This window comes from Streptomyces sp. SCSIO ZS0520 (assembly GCF_025643355.1).
Taxonomy (GTDB): Bacteria; Actinomycetota; Actinomycetes; order Streptomycetales; family Streptomycetaceae; genus Streptomyces; species Streptomyces physcomitrii.
In genome coordinates this window covers 3401509-3421454 of the sequence record NZ_CP092644.1, presented here as the reverse complement: position 1 = coordinate 3421454, position 19946 = coordinate 3401509, and the positions used below count along the sequence as shown (strand labels likewise).

The window sequence follows — 19946 nt, the reverse complement described above, 5'->3', positions numbered from 1 at the left end:
GCGTTGCCGGTGCTGAAGAACGTGATGTTGCCCGAGTCGCTGAGGAGCTGGGGTGCGAAGTACTCAAGCCCAGGGTGTTTCCGCACCACGGGGCACGTCGGTTCGTGTGGCAGGCGGTGGCCTCCCCGCCCAGCGCACGACGTGCAGCGGCCGGTGGCGTCTCGTCGGCGCCCCTCTTCAGGCAGCGGCGTCACCCACCCTTCGCCTTTGCAGTCCTGACAGATGCTGCCCTTCGCAGGGCAGCAACAAGCTTCGGTGGTTTCGGCGACCTGTGACTTCATCGGGGGACGGTAGCCAACACGACTTGGCCAGAGGTGGCAGATCCGGAGAACGGCTATGGCGATCAAACTCACCTGGTAAACGGCCAAGATCGCTTGTCAGAGGAAGGCCGAGCAAGCCAGTCGCTGTAGGTCGCAGGGCCCGGAACGCAGCGGTGTCACGCGACTGAATAGACAGCGAAGCTAGTTCTAGCAGGTCAGCGGCTTTCGTCGGACTAACTTCCTGTCAACGGACGCCAGTTCGCCGGGGGCAGACAGGAAAGATCCCAAAAGGACTGGTGCGCTGGGGCACGGCATGTCAACGTACAACGCTCTGCCGGAAGAACTGGTGCCTGAGCCCACGGAGGCGCCGCTGCACCCGCACCACCCCGGCGACCCTTCTCGTTCCGACTTGCCGGACCCGATGTACTGGGTCACTCCGCGCCACCTGGCAGGTGACGACGGCGCGCTTGCCGAGCGGATCGGCGACACCTTGATCGGCCTCGGTTTGGAGTATGTGGCCCACCTCCCGCCACACCCTGCTGTATGTGAGTCCGGACGGGCTGCGTGGCGCAGAGTGGATCCTCGCGGCTTACCCATTCGAGCTGGGCGGATTGCCCGTTGCTTGGCAGCTGAGCGCTCGCCCGCATGCTGCCTCCGCGATGACGGAGTGGAACGCGTACTCCACCGCTGGCGTCCCGTGCGAGGTGCTCGCTGATCTCATCGTCGCGCTCGACGCCCGTGAGGTGCCGGACGCTGGCTTCGAAGGGCCCGAGACGGTCATCAACGCAGTCGGTGCCCAAGCCTGGATCCGTGACGTGGACTCTCCCCACGCCACTGCCATGGACCCCGGGTTCTCCGCCACCGTCTCCCTGGGGCTGCAGCCGCTGCTTGTTCAGGACGCGGATCCGTGTCCTGACTTGATGGGTGGCAGGCGTGGGCGGAACCCGTTCTCGGCGCTCCCTATCTGTGGTGCGCCAGCTTCAGTGCCAGCGTCCCTCATGACCTGGTCGAGGCATTCGCCTCCTCGCTCGCCTCACCGGTCCCGGTGCCCCGCCGCACCGTGCCCAAGAGCGCAGAGGGCCGGCTCAACGTCGTCCGCCGCAGCTGACGATCCGCGCCCGGCAGTGCTTATTGTGCTGTTCGTCGCCAATTCCCTTGAGTTGCACGTTCGTTTCCTGTGCCCTTCAGATGACAGAGATGGAGACCGTATGTCCCGATGTACTTCAGGTGGTACCCGTCCGGAGCGCACTGCCGTGCTGCGCCGAACGCCCTGCGATACCGAGCCCGCTCCTCGGCACTGGGGTCCGGGGTCCGGGGTCCGAAGGGATCGTCCGGACTCCTGCACCTGCGCGATGAGCGCTGGCCCGACAGCCGCCGGCGACGGGCGCGGAGGTTTCACGGCACGCTTCGAGACGGGCTTCGTCTCCGTCGGCGGATCGGCATCCTGCTGAGGGCCAGCGGCAACCGGCGTCTCGGCTTCCGACGCCGCCGCGCGAGGCTTGCGTGGAGCCAGCTCCGGGCGGTCGGGATGATGACCGTGCTCCAGGTAGAAACGACCCGCTTCGGTGATCTCCGCCTGCCACCTCCCCTTCTTCCTGGGCATGATCACCAAGCCCCGGTCCCTGAGCGCACGAGCCGTGACTGCGAGCTCGGGGCTGTCAGAAGTGACGGGGTCGGGCCCGTCTCCGATGCGGGTGAGGAGTGCGAGCTGCCGGTCATTTGACGGAAACCAAGGGTGCATAGCGATCGTCGCACCGTCTCAGGTCTGCTTGGCACAAGCCGTGCAGTGACTCACTCGGGGCGCGAGGTGTACGTCGCGCTAGGAGGCGGCGGAAGGCCACTGCTCGGGAGCCAACCTGGGAGCCGACTCCCGAAGATCACACCCAGTTGGCTCCCAAAACAGGGTCGAAACGCAATCAGGCCGGGTACTGATCTCTCAGTACCCGGCCTGACCTGGTGTTTCACTGTCGGGGTGGCGGGATTTGAACCCACGACCTCTTCGTCCCGAATAACGTGCGGAAAGATCGCTGACCAGGATCGTTGCGCATATGTGCAGGTCAAGGCCTTGGTGTGCGTTGGTTGGCGTGGGTGAGGCGCGGCATCATTTTCTTGATCCACTCCCCGTTCACTCCCCAAGGTGTGGCCCTCTGAGGAACTGATCGCATGGCCCTACGGGGGCTGTTCGCAAGGGTTCACGTGGCAGGTCAGACAGTGCGCGCGTACGGCAGTGAACGGGGACGTCCGTCCGCGCACTGGACAAGGACCAGGACAACGAGCGGTGCTGAACGGAGCAGGGGAGACAAGACCATCGGCCGGTTGCATGGGACGTGGGAAGCTGGAATCTGTGAGGCGCCATCGGGACGCCGGCGAGGTCGAGGAAGGGGAGGCCACGTGCCGCAGGGCAGTCCGCGAGGTACGTACCGGGAGGTCTCGGAATCTCTCCGCGAGAAGATCAGGAAGGGCAAGATCACAGAGTCGCTGCCGTCCCAGTCGGCTCTCATGAGCGAGTACAGCGTGAGCCGGAGCACCATCGAGCGGGCGCTTGCGGCACTCAAGGCTGACGGCGTGATCGAGTCGGTACAGGGAGCCGGTTGGTTTGTGGCGGGGACCGGTGACCGCCGGCCGTTGGTCGAGCAGGTGACCGACCTGTTGCGGGCCGACGGGGCCAAGGTCGGCGACCGCTTCCCCACCGAGAAGGAGCTGTGCGAGCGGTTCGGAGCGTCGCGGACTGCCGTCCGTTCCGCCATTGCGCAGATGGAGGGGCAAGGGCTCATCGGTAAGGGGGCCGCGCGAGGGCGGGAAGTCCGCGCGCTGCCGGTCGGACGGGGGACTCAGACGGCATGACGACGACCGAGCGCACCGAGTTCGACGCGGACGCGGCGGCGACCATCCTGCGCAAGGCGTGCGAGGTTGCCGACGTGGACCCGGACGGAATCGAGATGCTGAGGTTCGGGGACCATGCAGTGTTTCGTGTGGACGGCGGCCGTATCGTCTCCCGGGTCGGCCGGAGCCCCGATCGCCTCACCTCCGTGCGGAAGGAAGTGGCCGTAGCGGAATGGCTCGCGGCTGAGGAATATCCGGCGGCGCGACTCGTCACGGCGGCCGAACAGCCGGTTGTTGTCGAGGGTCACCCCGTGACGTTCTGGGAAGGGCTTGCCGACGGGGAAAAGTACGCGAGTACGGGCGAGATGGGTGTCCTGTTGCGGCGGCTTCACGAATTGGAGCCGCCGCCTTTTTCGCTGCCACTCCTTCAGCCTTTCGATAGAGTCGCACAGCGTCTGGAGCGCGCTACGATCCCGGACAACACCCGCGCATTTCTCCGGTCCATGGCTGACGATTTGGCGGTCGAGTACGGCCGTCTTCAGTTCGCACTTCCGGCCGGTCATCTGCACGGCGACTTCAACGTCGGCAACGTCCTCCATGACGCAGCCGACCGCCCCAAGGTCATCGACCTGGACGGGTTCGTCACGGGGCCTCGCGAGTGGGATCTCATGCAGACGGCTATGTACTACGACAGCTTCGGTTGGCACACGGAGGCCGAGTACGCCGATTTCGTCGCCGGGTACGGATTCGACGTGCGGAAGTGGTCGGGATATTCCGTTCTCAGGAGCGTCCGCGAACTGCTGATGGTCACATGGCTCTCGCAGAACGCTGGAACCAATTCGCGCGCCGCCGAGGAAGTTGAGAAGCGCGTCGAAAGCCTGCGCTCTGGCGGCTCTCGCCGAGACTGGGCGCCCTTCTAGAACCGTCAGGCGGTCTCTTGCCAGAGGCGGAATCCACGGGCCTGTTCCTCGAATTGGTGGAACTCCGTGGCCCGCCTCATCCCGCCAGTGACGCGCTCTTGGAACTCGCGCACGTACTGAACGCAGCGGGCTGACTTCAACCCTTCGCCGAGTTGCAGCGCACTCAGGGCGAACTCAAAGCCACGGCCAATCTCCCCGTGGATGATGTATGACTCGGCCTGCACCATCGTCGCAAAGAAGTCACTTCGGTTGTTGAGGCCGTCGCCGAAGATGGAGCCTGCTCCGCGCTCCGTGGCTTCGACGGAGCGCCCAAGGTCGCGGAAGCAGTGGCCTATCTCGGCTGCAAGCTCGACTTCGTCGAAGTAGGCGATGTATGACGGGTCGCTGTCGGCCGTCCTCTGGCTGAGCTTGCGTTCCGCCTCCGCAAGGGCGACGTCACAGCCTCGCTCATCCCCGAGACGGGCGAGCGCCCGCGCCTCCATCGCCAGATGATGCGCCGCCATCGTCGGCCCCAGACTGCCGGCCGGGCCCGCGATCGCAGCACGGGCGAGAGTCGCAGCATCCTGGTACCGCCCGAGGAACGTCGCCTGATGGCTCATCGCAGAGAGGATGCTGCTGCCGAGAAGCCGGTCACCGGCCGCCTGCGTCATACGCAGTGCCTGGATGAAGTACCGCTGTGCGATGCCGTGCAAGCCGCTGTCGTACGACATGAATCCGGCGAGCAAGAGCGCTTCGGCAACAGCAGAGTGGAGTTGCTTGCCCACGGCATCGGAGTATGTCCCGTCCAACATCGGCCGGACATCCGTGTGCAGGTACTGGATCAGTGCCCGCCGGGCGTGGCCGCCGCCGAACTTCCCGTCAAGCATGCTGAACGCGTCGGCTGTGGAGCGCACCATGTCCACGTCCACCTCACCGACTGCTCGGTTGCCGGCCCGCGCCAGTTCGCCGTCCGGAGGGGCCACGATCCAGCGCAGGGACGCTGTGTTCCAAGCTGCGGAATCGGGGAGCGCCCGAACCAGCGTCTCAGCGTCGGCCAGGTCGGCACGCCAGAGGTCAGCAACGGTCTTGGCCGTGCTCTCCGGCCTGTCCGCGAAGTCAAGTCCCAGCTCCGGCTGTACGGCGGATACCGCCGCGTCGCCCATCCCGATGTCGTCGATCGTGAGGTGGCGGCCCAGTTTGCGGCCGATTGCGTCGGCGATGAACTGCGGCATGTTCCCGCGCGGGATGGAGCCCTTGAGCCACCTGGTCACGTACGTGTGATCACAGGTGATGTCCTCACCTGACCGAGCGGCAGCGGCTACCACCGCGCGAGCAAGCGACTTGTGCGAGAAGTCGGCTTCCTGCATGAGTGCGGCCAGTCTGGCGTTCCGGTCTGCCATCGAACCCCCAGGAAGCGGCCGTACTACTAGCTTGACTCACCGTCACTCTACGCAGGTCAGGGCTGGTGTGCAGTGGGTTTGCACGTAGGAGTGCACGAGTGCACCCCCAAGTACACGCTCCCGAAGCGCTCGCCGTCTAGCGACAGTTGAACCACCACCGCACGGGGCAGGCCGGCGGTTCCGAGTCGAAAGCCACGGGTTGACGGCGCGGAATCCTTCTGCCAACGTGAGTGGTAGGTAATACACACCACGCTTTGCGGGAGTGTGGCACCGCTGCACGCCTGCCGCACATACGCAGCAGGGCCCCGCCGGACCCGCTTACACGCGGTTCGAGCGGAAGGGGAGACGTAGAAGTCCGTCGTCTTCACGGATCGATCGGTGTCATCGGCTAAGCCGTTGGTCTGACCCTCGGGCGTAGACCCAGGGACCGGATCGCGGGGATCCCGGTGATTGGGCTGCACCCGGTCCATGACACCCGGAAGGGATGGGCGCTTCCACTCAGCGAGTGACGACTGAGTGACGCGGTGACAGCGCGCCGACCAAGCGAAAGGGAGTAAGGCGCGTACGGAACCGCGAGACGACAGTGACGGGCTTGCCCGTCACTCGTCATGCGGGCAGGGCGCCGGCATCACGTCGGTGGCCTGCCCGTTTGATGAGCACTTCGAAGCTTCCACCCGCGCCACATCCTGGCGCGGTTCCTTTCCCGCGGCGCGCGCCTGTTGAGGCATCTCCGGGCGCACTCGGGCCGCTCCAATGTGAGGAGAGACCTCCATGAAGTACATCGTTGCCGGTCATCAGGCCGTCACCGACGCGGAGTTCGCGGAACTGGCGCTCGGCACCCCGATTGAGCTGTGGCTGGGGGTGGAGGGCGAGCCCAGCGAGGAATGCACGCCCTGCAAGAACCGTGACGAGGGCGACATGCTGTGCACGGCCTGCGCAGAGCGTGCGGCCCGCATCGACGCGGCCCGTGACATCCTCGCGGACCCCGAGTACCGGGAGCTCCCGGACGACCTGGTCCGCCTGGCCGCGCGAGTCGTTGAGGACCACCCGGACCTGTTCAACGTGGTCCCGCTGGTCCGCCCCGCCCGCCGCCGTCCGGTCCGCCGGGGGGTGGCTGCGTGATGACTGCGACGCTTGCCGATCAGGCGGCCACGCTGGCCTGCCTGGCCAACCTCGCGGTCGGCCACCCGAACCTCCCCGCCGCCTACATCACGACCAGCCGCTTCACGCCGCGGGAGTTGAGTGTGCAGCTCGACAGCCCCGGCAAGGTGGAGGCCTGGCGCGAGGCGCTGGGCATCCCGGCCGAGAGCGTCTTTGAGAGCCGGATCGGCAACCGGCAGTCGCTGGAGTTCCGGGCAAGCGCGTACGGCGTGCTGTTCCACGTCTACGCCGCCTATCTGCCGGCCACCGTCGGCAATACGCCACAGGCCGCGTGATGGCGGCGCTGACCAAGTGCTTTGACCCGGACGGCGCCCGCCACGGCATCCCCACCTACCCGTGGCGTTGCGCGCCGGACGGGCTGGCCACCAGACGGCAGTTACGAGCTCGTGGCCTGCGCCCCGGCGGTCAGCCGATCGCCGCGCAGGCTATGCGTCCGCGCTACCGGCGCCCACCGCTGGTCGCCTACTTCTACCGCATCGACCTGGCCAAGCCCGTCCGGCCGATGACCTCGCGCAAGTGGGGCGCGCTGGCGCTGGCGATGCTCGCCCGCCGCACCTGCCCGCAGTGCCGCACCGACGCCGGATACGTCATCCCCGCCTCGCTCGGGGTGTGCGTCCCCTGCGCGTACCCCGACGACCAGCATCACGAAGGGAAGTGATCACATGGATTGGAAGGAAGCCGCCCGCAGGGCGGTGCACTGGAGTCTGCCGGTCGGTCTGACCGGCCTGTCACTGGGCTGGACCGTGTACGCGGTGGGGGAGATCCTCTCCCGCCAGGCTCCGGAGCCGCTCGCGCTGACCGTGGCCGGTATTTACGACGCGGTGTGGCTGTACGCGCTGGCCATGGAGACCGCGCACCGCCGGCAGGGTTCCAACGGCAGGTTGCCCGCCGTGCTCGGCTGGGTGTTCCTCGTGACCTCGGTCGGCGTGCTCTTCACGCACGGTCTGATGTACGCGACGCCGGTCGTGGCGGTCATCGGCGCGGTGGTGCCGGCCGCCGCCAAGGCGACACTGATCATGGCGGTGGAACGGGATTCCACTCGCATTTCGGGTGCGGCGCAGAAGCAGATCGATGCGGTGCGCAGTGCCACGCGAGATCAGGTGGCGATCGGCCGTGCCGTGACTCGGGCCAAGGTCGACCGGCAGAAGACGGCGGCCGTCCTGGAGCGCGAGGAGCGCAAGGCCCGCGGGCAGGCGCAGAAGGTGCGCCACGAGGCAGCCGAGGAGCTGGAGAAGGTCACCGCGGAGCACCCGGTGGACGACGTCCCGCAGGAGGTTCCGGCGCTGTTCTCGGATGAGGACCTGGCCCAGGTGCTGGGGCAGTGGTCGCACGGGGGTGTGTCCCCGGGTGTGTCCCCTGTGTCCCCGCAGGTCGGACCCGTGTCCCCGACACCGGAACTCCCGTCGTCGCAGGGTGCGGGACACACCCCTCTCGACTGGGCGGCGCTTGCCCGGGTGGCGGCCGTGGCTGGCGTCGAGACGCCTCAGCCGGGGGAGCCGCTGAGCGAGGAACAGCTCACGGTCGTCCTGCGGTGGCTGCGCCACTCGGAGAACCCCCCGCTGTCCTACCGCAAGGCTCTCGCTGCGTATCGCGCGGCGGGCTTCTCCGCGAAGGAAGAGCGGGTGCGCAAGGCGTACGCCGCCCTGATCGACGCGGAGAACACGCAGCCGTAACAGCCGTCCGGCACGACGCAATGAAGGCCAGCCCAGGACTAGTGGGCTGGCCTTCGTCGCGACTGCCGGAAGCAGTCGACGCAACCAGTGAAGCAGACCCGGTGAGCCCCCGGCGAGCGGCACCTTCGCAGACCCGGTGAGCAGACCCGGAGAGCTGATCACCCACACCGCGGCGGACCGCCCGCCGCCCACAGCACTGCGCCTCCAATCCTGCTGATCAGAAGGGAACTTCCCTGGTGAACCACACCACTGCCACGACCACTTCGGCCGGCACCGGCACCATCCGTCAGGACACGCACTTCTGGGTGATGTCCATCGAGAAGCCGGGACTGGCGTCCGCCACGCAGAGCGGTACCTACATCCGGCGTCCCGGCGACACCCGGCAGGACGCCTACAACGAGATCTACGGCGCCGTCACCGACGCGCACCCGACCTTGCGCGGGGCGACGGTCTTGTTCTTCTCGCTGGAGCCCAACCAGCTCTGACCAGCACCTTTCAGCGCAGGAACCCGGACGCTCAGCCGTCCAAAGCACGCGTCCGGGCCCTGCTCTCCTCTATGAAGGAGTGGCCTCAGCATGACCGACACCACTACCGAACCGGTAGCCCACCCGGCTGCCACTGCGCCGCCGCCCGAAGCACCGCCCTCGCCTCCCGAGAAGCCGTCAACTCCTGCTGTGCGGCAGGAGTTGGCGCACACGTCGGGCGGGATCCCGGTGCTGCCGCTGACCCTGTCCGGCACCAACGGCGCCGTCGGTGCGGTCAGCACCGTCGCCCTGGTCGGCGGCGGGCCGGTCGCGCTCGCGGTGGCCGCCGGCGGCGCCGCCGTCCTGGGCGCCACTGCCGCCCTCCGCGCCCGCCGCCGCACCAGCAGCAACAGCGGTCGCGGCGGCGGGGGTTCGGTCGGCTCCAGTCGGCTGAGCAACAGGGGCCGCACCTCTCGCTCGCCCTCCACTTCGCGCTCGCGCGGGAGTTCCGGCCTGTTCTCCGGTGGCCGCGGCGGGGGCGTCAAGGCCCGCACCGGCAGCGGTGCGGGAAAGTCGGGCCTGCGCTCCGGCAGCGGGGCGGGGCGTCACGCATCCCGCCGCGGAGGGACGCGGCCGGGCACGGGCCATGGCGGTGCCGGGCGTCTCGGACAGGTACGCGCCCTGCGCAAAGACAGCCGCACCCAGACGCCGACCCGATCGGCGGCCAGGCAGCAGACCACCGCGGCCCGTCGCGCGGTCGCCGACGCCCGCCGCGATGCCCGCGCCGCCAACCGTGCCGCCAAGACGACGGCCTCGCGCGGCCCGCTGAAGCGGGCTGCCGGTTGGGCGGCGGGCAAGGCCGCCTCCGGCAGCCGCGCCCTGGTCAACAAGGCCCGCACCGCGCGCGACCGCAACACCGGGGCCGAGGTCGGCGCCAAGCGCGCGGCCGTGCGTAAGGCGCCCGCCCGCCGCAAGGCCCGCCGGGGCCTGCTCAAGTCCGCGGCCCGGTTCCAGGGCCGTCGGCTGCTCGCCGCGCTCGCCGGTGGCGCCTTGGGCGGGCTGGGCTGCCTGACCACCCCGCTCGGCAAGAAGCTGGGCTGGTCCTGGTTGGTCCACCCCGGACGGCGCCTGTACCGGCGGCTGTTGCTGTCCGCGCGCGAGGCACGCGCGGCCCGCGACGAGAAGATCCGCGCCGCCCGGGCAGCCGAAGAGGCCGCCGCCGACGCGTCCACGGACGAGATCGGCGACCGCGTCGAACGCCCCGCCAGCCTCATCCCCACCGCTCCCACCGCAGCTTCGGAGGTCATCAACGTGTCCGGTTTCAAGTTCGAAGAGGCCGCCGCCGAGATGGAGAACGCGGCCCGCACCTACGACCCCGACGGGAACATGGAAGTTCTCGGGATGATCGACAACCTGCCCACCGCGCTGCTGTCGATCGCGAACACCTTCCGCATCCTGGCCGAGCGCTCCGACGAAGAGTTCGCCTTCGAGAAGGACGTCGCGGACGGGTTCGACGACATCCACCGCACCCTCCTCAACGCCGTCGACGCAGGCGAAACCCTCGTGCCGCTGTTCCGCAACGTCCACGCACAGGACATCGCCCGCCACGAGGACCCCCGCAACGGCACCGAGGCCGAGAAGGGCTGGAACGTCTGAGATGACTGCCACCGAGGCCACCATGACCAAGCAGGACAGCAAGAACCCGCAGGCGCAGGCCGTGAGTGGTCCGGTGTGGGACTGGGCAGCCGGTCACGGACCCGTGACCGGCGCCCTGTCCGCCACCACCGGCGCCTTCGCCGTCGCCACCACCGGAGCCGCCACCGCCATGCCGCCCGGCTGGGCCCTCGCCATCGGCACGGCCGGAGCCATCGGCCACACCGCCGCCGGCATACGGCTGCGCAACGCCGGCCGCACCATCGCCGCGCGTGCCGCGTCCTGGCTGATCGGCGCGGGCTGGACCACCTGGGCCATCACCAACGGGCCGCTGACCTGGCAGGCGCTCGGCTCCCTCGCCGCGATCGGCGTGGGCATGGCCACCGCCACCCGGTCGACGAACCTCTACGAGGAGGCACGCGAAGAGGAGGCGATCGCCGCTGAACAGCGGGCTGTGGCCGCGGAGTTGTCCGCGGAGCGGCGGGCGATCGCCGAGGAGTGGGTCGACCGCATCAAGCGGGTGTGCGGCGTCACCGTGCGCGTGCTCGCTGTCGAGCACTGGGCCACGGGAACCGGGTTCACGCTCGATGCCGAACTCCCGGGCGGGACGACGTACGACCAGATCGCCGCCCGCGCCGCCACGCTGTCGGCGGACGCACACCTGCCGCACGGCTGCACCGCCACCGCCACCCCGGGCGTCCACCAGGGCCGCACCCTGATCGACGTGGCCACCGTCAACGCCCTGGAAGCCGAGCGCACCTACCCCGCCGACTACGCCCCGCTGTCCCTGCTCACCGGCATCCCGTGGGGCTACCGCTCCAACGCCGAACAGATCCAGACCTACCTGCGCGAGCAGTGCGCGCTGGTCGTCGGCCCCACCGGATCGGGCAAGACGAACATGGTCCACGTCATCCTGGCCGGCTTCGCCCGCGCCACCGACGTGCTCACCTTCGTCATCGACCTGAACGCCGGATCCGCCGGCCTGTCCTGGGTCCTGCCCGCCCTCACCCACCAGCCCGCCCCCGGCGAGCGGCCATTGCGGCCCGGCATCGACTGGCTCGCCGGGACGGTGGACGAGGCGCAGACGATGCTCGATGCGGTGCTGCGGATCGGCAAACAGCGCAAGATCGCCTATCAGTCGCTGATGGCGCGTGAGGACACCGACCTGTTGCCGATCGGCCCGACGATCCCGCAAATCATGCTGGTCATCGACGAGGGCGCGGAGATCCTCACCAGCATGGACAAGGCCATGAAGAAGCTGGCCGCGAAGATCCTCGAAGTGATCCGGATGCTTCGGGCGATGGGCATCCGCACCGTGCTCACCGCACTCGGCTCCACTGGCTCCGTGCTCGGCAACCTCATGATCCGCCGTGAGGCCAAGGTCCGCGTCGCGCTGACCGGCGGGGAGAAGGAAGGCATGGACCTCGGCAAGCTCTTCCCGGGCAGCCGTGGCCTCAAGGTCGATCAGGCCCCCTACAAGGGTGCCGGGTTCATGGGCACACCCGAGTCGCCCGCCGCGCTGTTCAAGACCTGGCGGATCCTGCCCAGCCAGATCCGCGAGATCGTCGCCGCCACCAGCGACCGCCACCCCGTCCTGGACACGGTGTCCGCCGACGCGGCCGGGGAGGCCTACGCGCGACGCTGGGACGCCGATCGCATCTCCTGGATGCACAACCCCCAGCCCACCCCCGACGCTGGCAGCGACGGGGAACAGGAGCGGCGCGGGCTGAAGCTGACCGCTCTGCGCGATCAGCCCGCCGTTCAGCCTCAGCCGAGTTCAGAGGCGGACCGGCTCGTAGACACGCTCATGGGCGAGATTGACGAGCAGTTCGGCACCACCAGCGAACCCGACCGCACCCGTCCCCAGCGGGAGCGGACGCAGCGCGAGGGGCTGAACTTGTCCGCCCTGCGCGACACCCCGCCCGCCGACCCCGCTCCGGGGCGGGAGGCTGGGCCGGACTGGCTGGCGGACGCGATCGCCGCGATCACCGAAGCAGGTGCGACGGGCATGAAGCCGTCCGCCGTCGCCGACCGCGTGAGCCGCAGCCGACAGGCCGTGCGCGACGCGCTCAAGGCGGCTGCCGAGCGAGGTGAATTGGTCTACCGGGACAACGGACCGCACTCGGTCTACGTCCACCCCGACCACGCCTGAACGCTCACACACGGCTACTGACTACTGGCTACCGCAAAGTTGCCACTAGCCGGTAGAACACCCCGCTACTGGCCATCAAGGGCCCCTCAACAGGCCTTTCCGGCTTACCAGTAGCCACTAGCCAGTAGTCACTACAACCACACACCGTAACCATCAGGTGCCCGCCCGGAACCTCTCCGGGCGGGCACCTTCATGTCCGCCGGAACGGCCGGAAGGGAGCACCACATGCACCACCGCGAACCGCCCGGACACCTCGCCCCGCACATCCCCGCCGACGTCTGGAACCGAGCGCAGGCCACCGGACAGCCGATCGTCATCGTCGTCCACGGCACCCGCCGGAACGACATCCCGTGGCGACGCTTGCTGATCCCGTTCGCCATCGCCGGCGCCGCCGCGCTCGGCACGTGGGGCGTCGTCGCCGCCCTGGCCTGGCTGCTCGACATCGCCGCCCACACCGCCACCGTCATCGCCGGCGCCGCCGGACCCATCGGCGTCGGCGGCATCACCCTCAAACTCGCCCGCTCCAAGTGACCTTGAACTGAGGAGACCAAGCATGTCGTTCGGAGAGACCCCCGTGACCCTGGTCGGCAACCTGACCGACGAACCGGAGCTGAAGTTCACCGAGGGCGGCGCCGCGCTCGCGAAGTTCACGATCGCTGTCACCCCCCGCTCTTTCGACCGCACCTCGAACCAGTGGAAGGACGGCACGACCGCCTTCTACCGCTGCGCGGCCTGGCGCACCCTCGCGGAGCACATCGCCGACAGCCTCAAGAAGGGCTCCCGCGTCGTCGCGTCCGGCCGGATGCGCCAGCACGACTGGAAGACCCCCGAGGGCGAGAACCGCTCCATGCTCGCCGTGGAAGTCGACGACATCGGCGCCTCGGTCCGCTTCACCACCGTCCAGATCAACGGCAAGCGGCCCGCACAGAACAGCCCGGCCGGCGACGACCCGTGGAACACCCCGGGCAACCCCGCAGAGCCGGGCAACGAGCCGCCGTTCTAACAACGCCCGGGGCGACCGCCCGATCTCGCCAAAGACACGCGGTCGCCCCGGCCAACCAGTCCACAACAGACCTGTTGGAGGCATCCAGCATGACCCAACCTGTCCCCATCCGGCGACCCCACGCCCGTGTGCTGGGGGTGGCGCCATGACCAGCCTCGCCCTGCTCGCGTGGGCCCTGGAGCCGGTCCGCCGCGGCTGGCACGTGTTCCCGCTCCGTCCCGGCGACAAGCGGCCCGCCGGGCACGCTGAGCGGCTCTGCCCCGGCACCGGCCGGTGCGCCGGCGGGCACCGCAAGCCCGAACAGCGCGCCACTACCGACCCGGACATGGTCATGGCGGCGTGGTCGCACCAGCCGTACAACATCGGGATCGCGACCGGCCCGTCTGGGCTGTTGGTCGTCGACTTGGACGTGTTGAAGCCGGACGAGCAAGAAGGAACGCCTGACGGCGTCCAAAGCCTGTTGGCGCTCTGCGAGCGCGCCGGACAGGAACTCCCTGCCACGTACCAGGTGCGGACCCCCAGCGGTGGCCAACACCTGTACTTCACCCAACCCGAGGAAACGCGCCTGCACTCGACTGCGGGCACTGTCGGCCACCACATCGACACCCGCGGCTGGGGCGGCTACGTCGTCGCTCCCGGCAGTACCACCCCGCAGGGCGCCTACACCGTCACCGACGACCGGCCTCCGGTGCCCCTGCCGCAATGGCTTCACAGTGCGCTGAGCGTTAAGCCGAAGCGCACAGCGCACTACGCCATCGCGACTTCCGCGGAGTGCCGCAGCGGGTACTCCGCAGCCGCTCTGCGGGGCGAGGCGCACAACGTGGCCACCGCCCCCGACGGCAAGCGCAACGCTGTCCTGCTGCGGGCCGCGCGGGCGCTGGGGCGGCTGGTGGCGTCCGGCGACCTCACCCGCGAGGAGGCCGAGGAGGCTCTTAGTAGGGCGGTGGCGGGCAACGCCACACAACCGCAGCGCTACTACGACGACGTCATCGCACGCGGTCTGGACTGGTCCATCGCCCACAACCCGCAGCGGAGGACCACCGCATGACCAATCCCCCGCCTACTAAGAGCCCCCACCCCGCCGTGATCAGGGCTCGCTCCGCCAACAGGACCCCTAGCCCGTTGGCCGTGGTGCGGCCGAAGGACGACGCCGAAGGCGTCCTTTCATCCCTTCCCTGCACCGTCCTCACCGAGGACGACACCACCGCCCCCGCCGTCCCGCGGGTGATCGGTGCGCTTGAGATCAGGACGCCGTACCGCCGCACACCGACTGCGCGTTCGTGGTGTTCGTGCGGACGCGACCGCACCGTCAGCGGCGCCGATGCCGTACGCGAACTGATCGACGCCCACGCCTACCACCGCACCGTGTGCCCCCTGCACAACCTTCCGGAAAGGAGGGCCGCCGCATGACCCAGACCACGCCGGCCACGCCCATCGACGGCGCCGCCCTGCTCGACGAAGTCGAGGGATTCCACCGACGCTTCAACGTCTTCCCCACCGAACACGCCTACGTCGCCGTCACGCTGTGGGACGCTCACGCCCACCTCATGGACGCGCTGGATGGCACCGCCCGCCTCGCTTTCCTGAGCCCCGAGCCGGGATCGGGCAAGTCCCGTGCGCTGGAGATCGTGGAGACGCTCACGCCACGCGCGGCGACCACCGTCAACGCTTCCGCCAACGCCCTCTTCCGATTCGTGTCCGCAGAAGACAGCACCCCCACACTCCTCTTCGATGAGATCGACACCGTCTTCGGGCCCAAGGCCGGCGGGAACGAAGAGGTCCGCGGGTTCCTCAACTCCGGATACCGGCGCGGCGCCAAGTCCCTCCGCTGCGTCGGCGACGGATCCGATCAGAAGGCAGGGTTCTTCCCCTCGTTCTGCGCCGTCGCCATGGCGGGACTCGGCTCCCTGCCGGACACGATCCTGACCCGTTCCGTCATCATCCGCATGCGCAAGAAGGCGCCCAACGAGAAGTGCGAGCCCTACCGGCGCCGCGTCCACGAGAAGCAGGGCCACGCCCTGCGCGACCAGCTCGCCGACTGGACCGCCACCATCCACGACGAAATCGCCGCAGCGTGGCCGGAAATGCCCGAGGGCGTCACCGACCGTCCCGCCGACGTGTGGGAACCGCTGCTCGCGGTCGCCGACGCGGCCGGCGGGCACTGGCCCCAGCGCGCCCGTGCCGCCTGCGTCGCACTCATCAAGGCAGCCCAGGAAGGCGACGAAGCCTCTCTCGGGGTACGCCTGCTGACGGACCTGCGCGACAAGGTGTTCTGCGGCGCCGACCGCATGCCCACCGCCGCCATCCTCGAAGTCCTCCACGGACTCGACGACGCCCCGTGGGCCGACCTCAGCGACGACGGACAGAACAGCAAGCCGCTCACCGCACGCGGCCTGTCCAAGCTCCTAAGCCAGTACGTCCGGCCCGACAACAGCCCGATCAAGCCGCGCGGCATCCGCGTCGGCAGCGGCACCCCGAAGGGCTACTACGCGGAAGATCTGCGCGACGCGTGGGCTCGCTACTGCCCCCCTACCCCCGAAAAGTCCGCAACATCCGCAACATCCGCAACACCGCAGGTCAACAGGGGTGAATCCGTGGCGGAAGACCATTCCGAGAGCCGCCACATGTCCGCGGAAACCGACACACGCCAACTCCGCATCGCGGGCTGACCACCCCCACCCCCATAGGTGCCGCCACGTTCACGCGTGGCGGCACCTATCCGCAACACAAACGGCATCCGCCACAGATTCAAGCCGCTGACCAGCAATGTTGCGGCGTGGCGGATGTTGCGGATTCCCCAGAAGGCAGAGAGGAGTCACGAAGGTGCCGAAAGAGAGTGGACTTCCCCTGAGCTATTCGGCGGCGGAGGTAGCGAAGTCACTGGGGTGCTCGGAGTGGTGGGTGAAGGAACAAGTCCGCCGACGGCGCATCCCCTACCTGAGGAGCGGTGGCGGGTACCGCTTTACCAGCGATCACGTTCGAGAGATCTTCCACATTCTTGAAGAGCGGCCCAGCCCGGCAAACGCCATAGAGGGCGAAGCCGTGCCCCGGCGCCGCACTACGGCGCAGCCGGTACGGCCAGTAGCGAGTCTCCGTGCGCGCCGTCCGCGTCGCGCACAGAACGCCGCTTGACAGAAGATCCGATCATGAGGGGTGGAGGCCAGCCATGGTCTCCACCCCTCGCTTGTTGCGAGAGGTAACCATGGGCTACGGCGAGAAGCGCGCCGATTACTACCGAGGCCGGTACTGGATTGCACCGGGCGTGCTCCGAACTGTGGTGGACGCCAACGGTGCCACGATCAGATTCGCCACCAAGCGCGAGGCCGCGAAGGCAGCGAATGATGCGGAGGCCAAGGTCCGAGAGGTCGGCTATCGCGACCCGAATGCAGGGAAGGAAACCTTCGGCGAGTACGTGAACCGCTGGTATGCGGCACAGGAGTTGGCCGCATCGACTATGCAGAACTACAAGCGGCACATCGAGGAGCACCTCCTTCCTGCCTTCGAGGACAAGGCCATCGCCGATATCCAGCCCACGGACGTCGGCGCCTGGGAGAAGAAGGAGCGCAAGCTCTACGCCACGTCCAGCGTGAAGACCTGGCACGGCACGCTGCACCTAATCCTTGCCGATGCCGTGGATGAAGGACTTCGCGATTCCAACCCAGCCACCAAGCGGCGCGGCCGAGGCAAGCGCGCCGGCCGCTCCCGGAACCGCGGCCCCGAGAAGGTGGTGACCGACGCTCTCGGCATCCTGATGACAGCCGAGCGCGCTTCGCTGCTGTCCGGCCGTGACGACGAATTCGTAGCCGTGCTTCTGAAGGGCTACACCGGCATGCGATGGGGCGAAATCGTCGGCCTGGAGCGCAAGTTCGTCCGCCCCGCATCGGTACGAGTGGAGTGGCAGCTGTACGAACTCGACTCGGGGGAGTTCGAGCGCTGCCCGCCCAAGGACGACTCCTACCGGACCATCGACACGCCGAAGTGGCTGTCTGGCTTGGTCGCAGGCCATATCGCCCGGACCGAGTCGGCACCCTGCCCGTGCCACGAGCACACCTACGTGTTCCGTGGCCACGGTCCCGCCAACGGCGCTGCCCGGCACGTCGGCGCAAAGCTGGTCGACGTCGCCCGCCGCGCTGAGGTCTCTACGGCAACGGTCTCGAACGTGCTGAACCGTCCGGACATGGTCGCGGAGCGAACGCGGATCAAGGTGGAGACAGCCATCGCGGAACTCGGCTACGTCCGTGCGGGCCAGTCAGCACAGACGGCGGCGCACTGGCGGCGGACCGGATTTGCGACCTGGTTGTTCCAGCCAGCCACGACGGGCTGGTATCCGAAGAAGGCCCCGCAGGAGGCGCGTCCTGTGCCGGTGATGGCGGATCCCTGGCCGGGAGTGCCGGCGCGAGGCCGGAACGCCTCTGGCAGGGCGGACGCGTGCTGGCTTCCGATCGCGCGAGGCCTCACTCCGCACGGGCTCAGGCACTCCCATAAGACAGTCATGGAGGAGCTCGGAATCCCGCCCAAGCTCATGGATGAGCGCCTCGGGCACGAAGACGGTTCGGTGCAGGCGCGTTACTCGCATATCACCGCGCGAATGAGGAATCGGCTCATGGATGAACTGACCGAGCAGTGGGAGGAGTCGTTGGAGGCGCGATCGGCCATGAATCCTCGGTCTCCTGTGCGTGCGCTCGATGCCTTGCTGCGAGCCTGCCAGGGGTGACGCTCGGGGAGTGGATTTTCCTTGATCCACTCCCCATCCACTCCCCAGTGACCCCAGGGAACGAGTCAGGGCCGGATTCCCGTGAAGGGAAACCGGCCCTGACCTGGTGTTTCAGCTGTCGGGGTGGCGGGATTTGAACCCACGACCTCTTCGTCCCGAACGAAGCGCGCTGCCAAGCTGCGCTACACCCCGATGTCGCTGCTTCGCTGTGCACGTCGCGGCGACATCGATTACTTTAGCGGACCCGCGCCCGGAGACGAAATCCGGTTTCCGGGCCCCGGCCGGTGCGGACCGACCGGCGGCCTCCCTAGCTCAGCAGCTCAGCCTGCGGCTCTCGGGCCCCCGCGCCAGTACCCCCGGACAGCCGCCCCGCACGGTGCCTCACCCCTGCGTGGTGACCTCACTCCGTCGCCGTTCCCGGCCCCGCCACCAGCGTCAGCAAGGTCGCCTCCGGTGGGCAGGCGAAGCGGACGGGGGTGTAGCGGTTGGTGCCGCAGCCGGCGGAGACGTGGAGGTGGGCGGTGTGGCCGGCGGTGGTGTGGGTGGAGAGGCCCTTGGCGCGGTCGGTGTCGAGGTCGCAGTTGGTGACCAGGGCGCCACGGAACGGGATGCAGAGCTGGCCGCCGTGGGTGTGGCCCGCGAGGATGAGCGGGTAGCCGTCCTCGGTGAAGGCGTCCAGGGAGCGCAGGTACGGGGCGTGCACGATGCCCATGGAGAAGTCGGCGCCGGAGTCGGGGCCGCCGGTGACCCGTTCGTAGCGGTCGCGTTTGATGTGCGGGTCGTCCAGGCCGGTCAGGCCGATCTCGACGCCCTCGATCTTGAGGGTGCCGCGGGTGTTGGTGAGGTTCAGCCAGCCCGCCTCGTCGAAGCCGTCGCGCAGGTCTTCCCAGGGGTTGTGGACGGCGGCGACCGCCGGGGGGTTGCCGTTGAGGCCGTGCTTGCCGGCGGCCTTCTCCAGGAGGTAGCGGGCCGGGTTGCGGAGCTTGGGGCCGTAGTAGTCGTTGGAGCCGAAGACATAGGCGCCGGGGAACTCCATCAGCGGGCCGAGGGCGTCGAGGACCTCGGGGACACCCTCGGGGTCGGAGAGGTTGTCGCCGGTGTTGATCACGAAGTCGGGGCGGAGCCCGGCGAGCGAGCGCAGCCACCGCTGCTTCTTGCGCTGGCCGCCGACCATGTGGATGTCGGAGACCTGGAGCATCCGCAGCGGGCGCATCCCGGCGGGGAGCACCGGGACCGTGACCCTTCTCAGGCGGAAGGAACGGGCCTCGAATCCGGCGGCGTAGGCCAGTCCCGCCACTCCGGCGGCGGTGATGCCCAGGGGTACTCCGTATCGCGCGCGCATCTCCCCATCGTCGCAGACTCCGCGGGGCCCCGGCAGCGCGGGCGGGAGGCGGGGCGGGGCTCCGGGGCGCGGGTGACGGTCCGGGAAGTACGTCGAGAGGTACGTACGGTACGGGGCCGGGATCGGACCGCGGCCAGGCATCGCCGGTCGGCACGGTGTCCGGGCAACTGCCGTGTGAGCGGCCGGGGTTGATCACCACTGAGCCGCCTGCCTTCGTTCCCTTCCTGTCTTCGTTCCCTTCCTGCTCTTCTCCTGTCTTCGTTCTCTTGCGGGGCACAGGGCACAGGGCAGGCGCGGCGGGAGCCGAGGTGTCTCGCGGCGTCTTCGCGATGCTCTCGTGCTCGCGTCGGTACGGGGGCAAGTGCGGCGGAGGCAGAGCTGCTGTCGCCGCGCCCTTTCGCT

Annotated in this window: 18 protein-coding genes, 1 tRNA gene and 1 pseudogene; 17 read left to right on the top strand and 3 right to left on the bottom strand. The window is 68.7% G+C overall.

Features of this window, described 5'->3' with window-relative positions; all coding sequences use genetic code 11:
* Window positions 1-681: 681 nt before the first annotated feature.
* From MID12_RS13080 to MID12_RS13070, 3 genes and pseudogenes are all read left to right on the top strand, one after another.
* Window positions 682-1368: pseudogene (locus MID12_RS13080) on the top strand (DUF317 domain-containing protein).
* Window positions 1369-2651: 1283 nt separating this feature from the next.
* Window positions 2652-3104: a GntR family transcriptional regulator gene (locus MID12_RS13075; protein WP_263167180.1), complete on the top strand. Its 453-nt coding sequence runs from the start codon at window positions 2652-2654 to the stop codon at window positions 3102-3104.
* Window positions 3101-4003 carry a phosphotransferase enzyme family protein gene (locus tag MID12_RS13070; RefSeq protein ID WP_263167178.1) on the top strand — a complete coding sequence of 301 codons (903 nt, stop codon included), beginning with the start codon at window positions 3101-3103 and terminating at the stop codon, window positions 4001-4003. Before MID12_RS13075 ends, MID12_RS13070 begins: the two co-directional genes overlap by 4 nt.
* 5 nt (window positions 4004-4008) lie before the next feature.
* Here MID12_RS13070 and MID12_RS13065 read toward each other — a convergent pair whose 3' ends face one another.
* Window positions 4009-5349 (bottom strand): hypothetical protein, encoded by a 1341-nt coding sequence (locus MID12_RS13065; RefSeq protein WP_263167175.1) that lies wholly within the window; start codon window positions 5347-5349, stop codon window positions 4009-4011.
* 804 nt (window positions 5350-6153) lie between these two features.
* Between MID12_RS13065 and MID12_RS13060 the strand changes: the two genes are divergently transcribed.
* The 14 genes from MID12_RS13060 to MID12_RS13000 all read left to right on the top strand — a co-directional run bounded on the left by MID12_RS13060 (window position 6154) and on the right by MID12_RS13000 (window position 18202).
* Window positions 6154-6504 carry a hypothetical protein gene (locus MID12_RS13060; protein WP_263167174.1) on the top strand — a complete coding sequence of 117 codons (351 nt, stop codon included), beginning with the start codon at window positions 6154-6156 and terminating at the stop codon, window positions 6502-6504.
* Window positions 6504-6818 (top strand): hypothetical protein, encoded by a 315-nt coding sequence (locus tag MID12_RS13055; protein ID WP_263167171.1) that lies wholly within the window; start codon window positions 6504-6506, stop codon window positions 6816-6818. The genes MID12_RS13060 and MID12_RS13055 overlap by 1 nt, the downstream gene beginning before the upstream one ends.
* On the top strand, window positions 6818-7201 hold the full coding sequence (locus MID12_RS13050) for an RRQRL motif-containing zinc-binding protein (protein ID WP_263167170.1): 384 nt from the start codon (window positions 6818-6820) through the stop codon (window positions 7199-7201). Before MID12_RS13055 ends, MID12_RS13050 begins: the two co-directional genes overlap by 1 nt.
* 4 nt (window positions 7202-7205) lie before the next feature.
* Window positions 7206-8216 (top strand): hypothetical protein, encoded by a 1011-nt coding sequence (locus tag MID12_RS13045; protein ID WP_263167167.1) that lies wholly within the window; start codon window positions 7206-7208, stop codon window positions 8214-8216.
* A 236-nt stretch (window positions 8217-8452) separates the two neighbouring features.
* Window positions 8453-8701: a hypothetical protein gene (locus MID12_RS13040; RefSeq protein ID WP_263167164.1), complete on the top strand. Its 249-nt coding sequence runs from the start codon at window positions 8453-8455 to the stop codon at window positions 8699-8701.
* Window positions 8702-8791: 90 nt separating this feature from the next.
* Window positions 8792-10336: a hypothetical protein gene (locus MID12_RS13035; RefSeq protein ID WP_263167163.1), complete on the top strand. Its 1545-nt coding sequence runs from the start codon at window positions 8792-8794 to the stop codon at window positions 10334-10336.
* Between the two features lies 1 nt (window position 10337).
* Window positions 10338-12485, top strand: coding sequence for a hypothetical protein (locus MID12_RS13030; protein ID WP_411576949.1), 2148 nt, complete (start codon window positions 10338-10340; stop codon window positions 12483-12485).
* Window positions 12486-12710: 225 nt separating this feature from the next.
* A complete protein-coding gene (locus tag MID12_RS13025) occupies window positions 12711-13016 on the top strand; it encodes a hypothetical protein (protein WP_263167160.1) in 306 nt (101 codons plus the stop codon).
* 22 nt (window positions 13017-13038) lie between these two features.
* Window positions 13039-13488: a single-stranded DNA-binding protein gene (gene ssb, locus MID12_RS13020; RefSeq protein ID WP_263167158.1), complete on the top strand. Its 450-nt coding sequence runs from the start codon at window positions 13039-13041 to the stop codon at window positions 13486-13488.
* Window positions 13489-13633: 145 nt separating this feature from the next.
* On the top strand, window positions 13634-14536 hold the full coding sequence (locus tag MID12_RS13015) for a bifunctional DNA primase/polymerase (RefSeq protein ID WP_263167155.1): 903 nt from the start codon (window positions 13634-13636) through the stop codon (window positions 14534-14536).
* A 74-nt stretch (window positions 14537-14610) separates the two neighbouring features.
* On the top strand, window positions 14611-14898 hold the full coding sequence (locus tag MID12_RS13010; RefSeq protein ID WP_263167152.1) for a hypothetical protein: 288 nt from the start codon (window positions 14611-14613) through the stop codon (window positions 14896-14898).
* A complete protein-coding gene (locus tag MID12_RS13005; protein WP_263167151.1) occupies window positions 14895-16157 on the top strand; it encodes a DUF3631 domain-containing protein in 1263 nt (420 codons plus the stop codon). Before MID12_RS13010 ends, MID12_RS13005 begins: the two co-directional genes overlap by 4 nt.
* Window positions 16158-16254: 97 nt before the next feature.
* Window positions 16255-16620, top strand: a complete 366-nt coding sequence (locus MID12_RS32450; RefSeq protein WP_411576948.1) for a helix-turn-helix domain-containing protein — start codon at window positions 16255-16257, stop codon at window positions 16618-16620.
* A gap of 70 nt (window positions 16621-16690) precedes the next feature.
* Window positions 16691-18202, top strand: a complete 1512-nt coding sequence (locus MID12_RS13000) for a LacI family DNA-binding transcriptional regulator (RefSeq protein ID WP_263173115.1) — start codon at window positions 16691-16693, stop codon at window positions 18200-18202.
* A gap of 118 nt (window positions 18203-18320) precedes the next feature.
* On the opposite strand, the gene MID12_RS12995 is transcribed toward MID12_RS13000, so the two are convergent.
* Together MID12_RS12995 and MID12_RS12990 are read right to left on the bottom strand one after the other, a co-directional pair.
* Window positions 18321-18394 (bottom strand) — tRNA-Pro (locus MID12_RS12995).
* A 208-nt stretch (window positions 18395-18602) separates the two neighbouring features.
* Complete coding sequence (locus MID12_RS12990; protein ID WP_263167148.1) at window positions 18603-19544, bottom strand: metallophosphoesterase; 942 nt, start codon at window positions 19542-19544, stop codon at window positions 18603-18605.
* Window positions 19545-19946 lie beyond the last annotated feature (402 nt).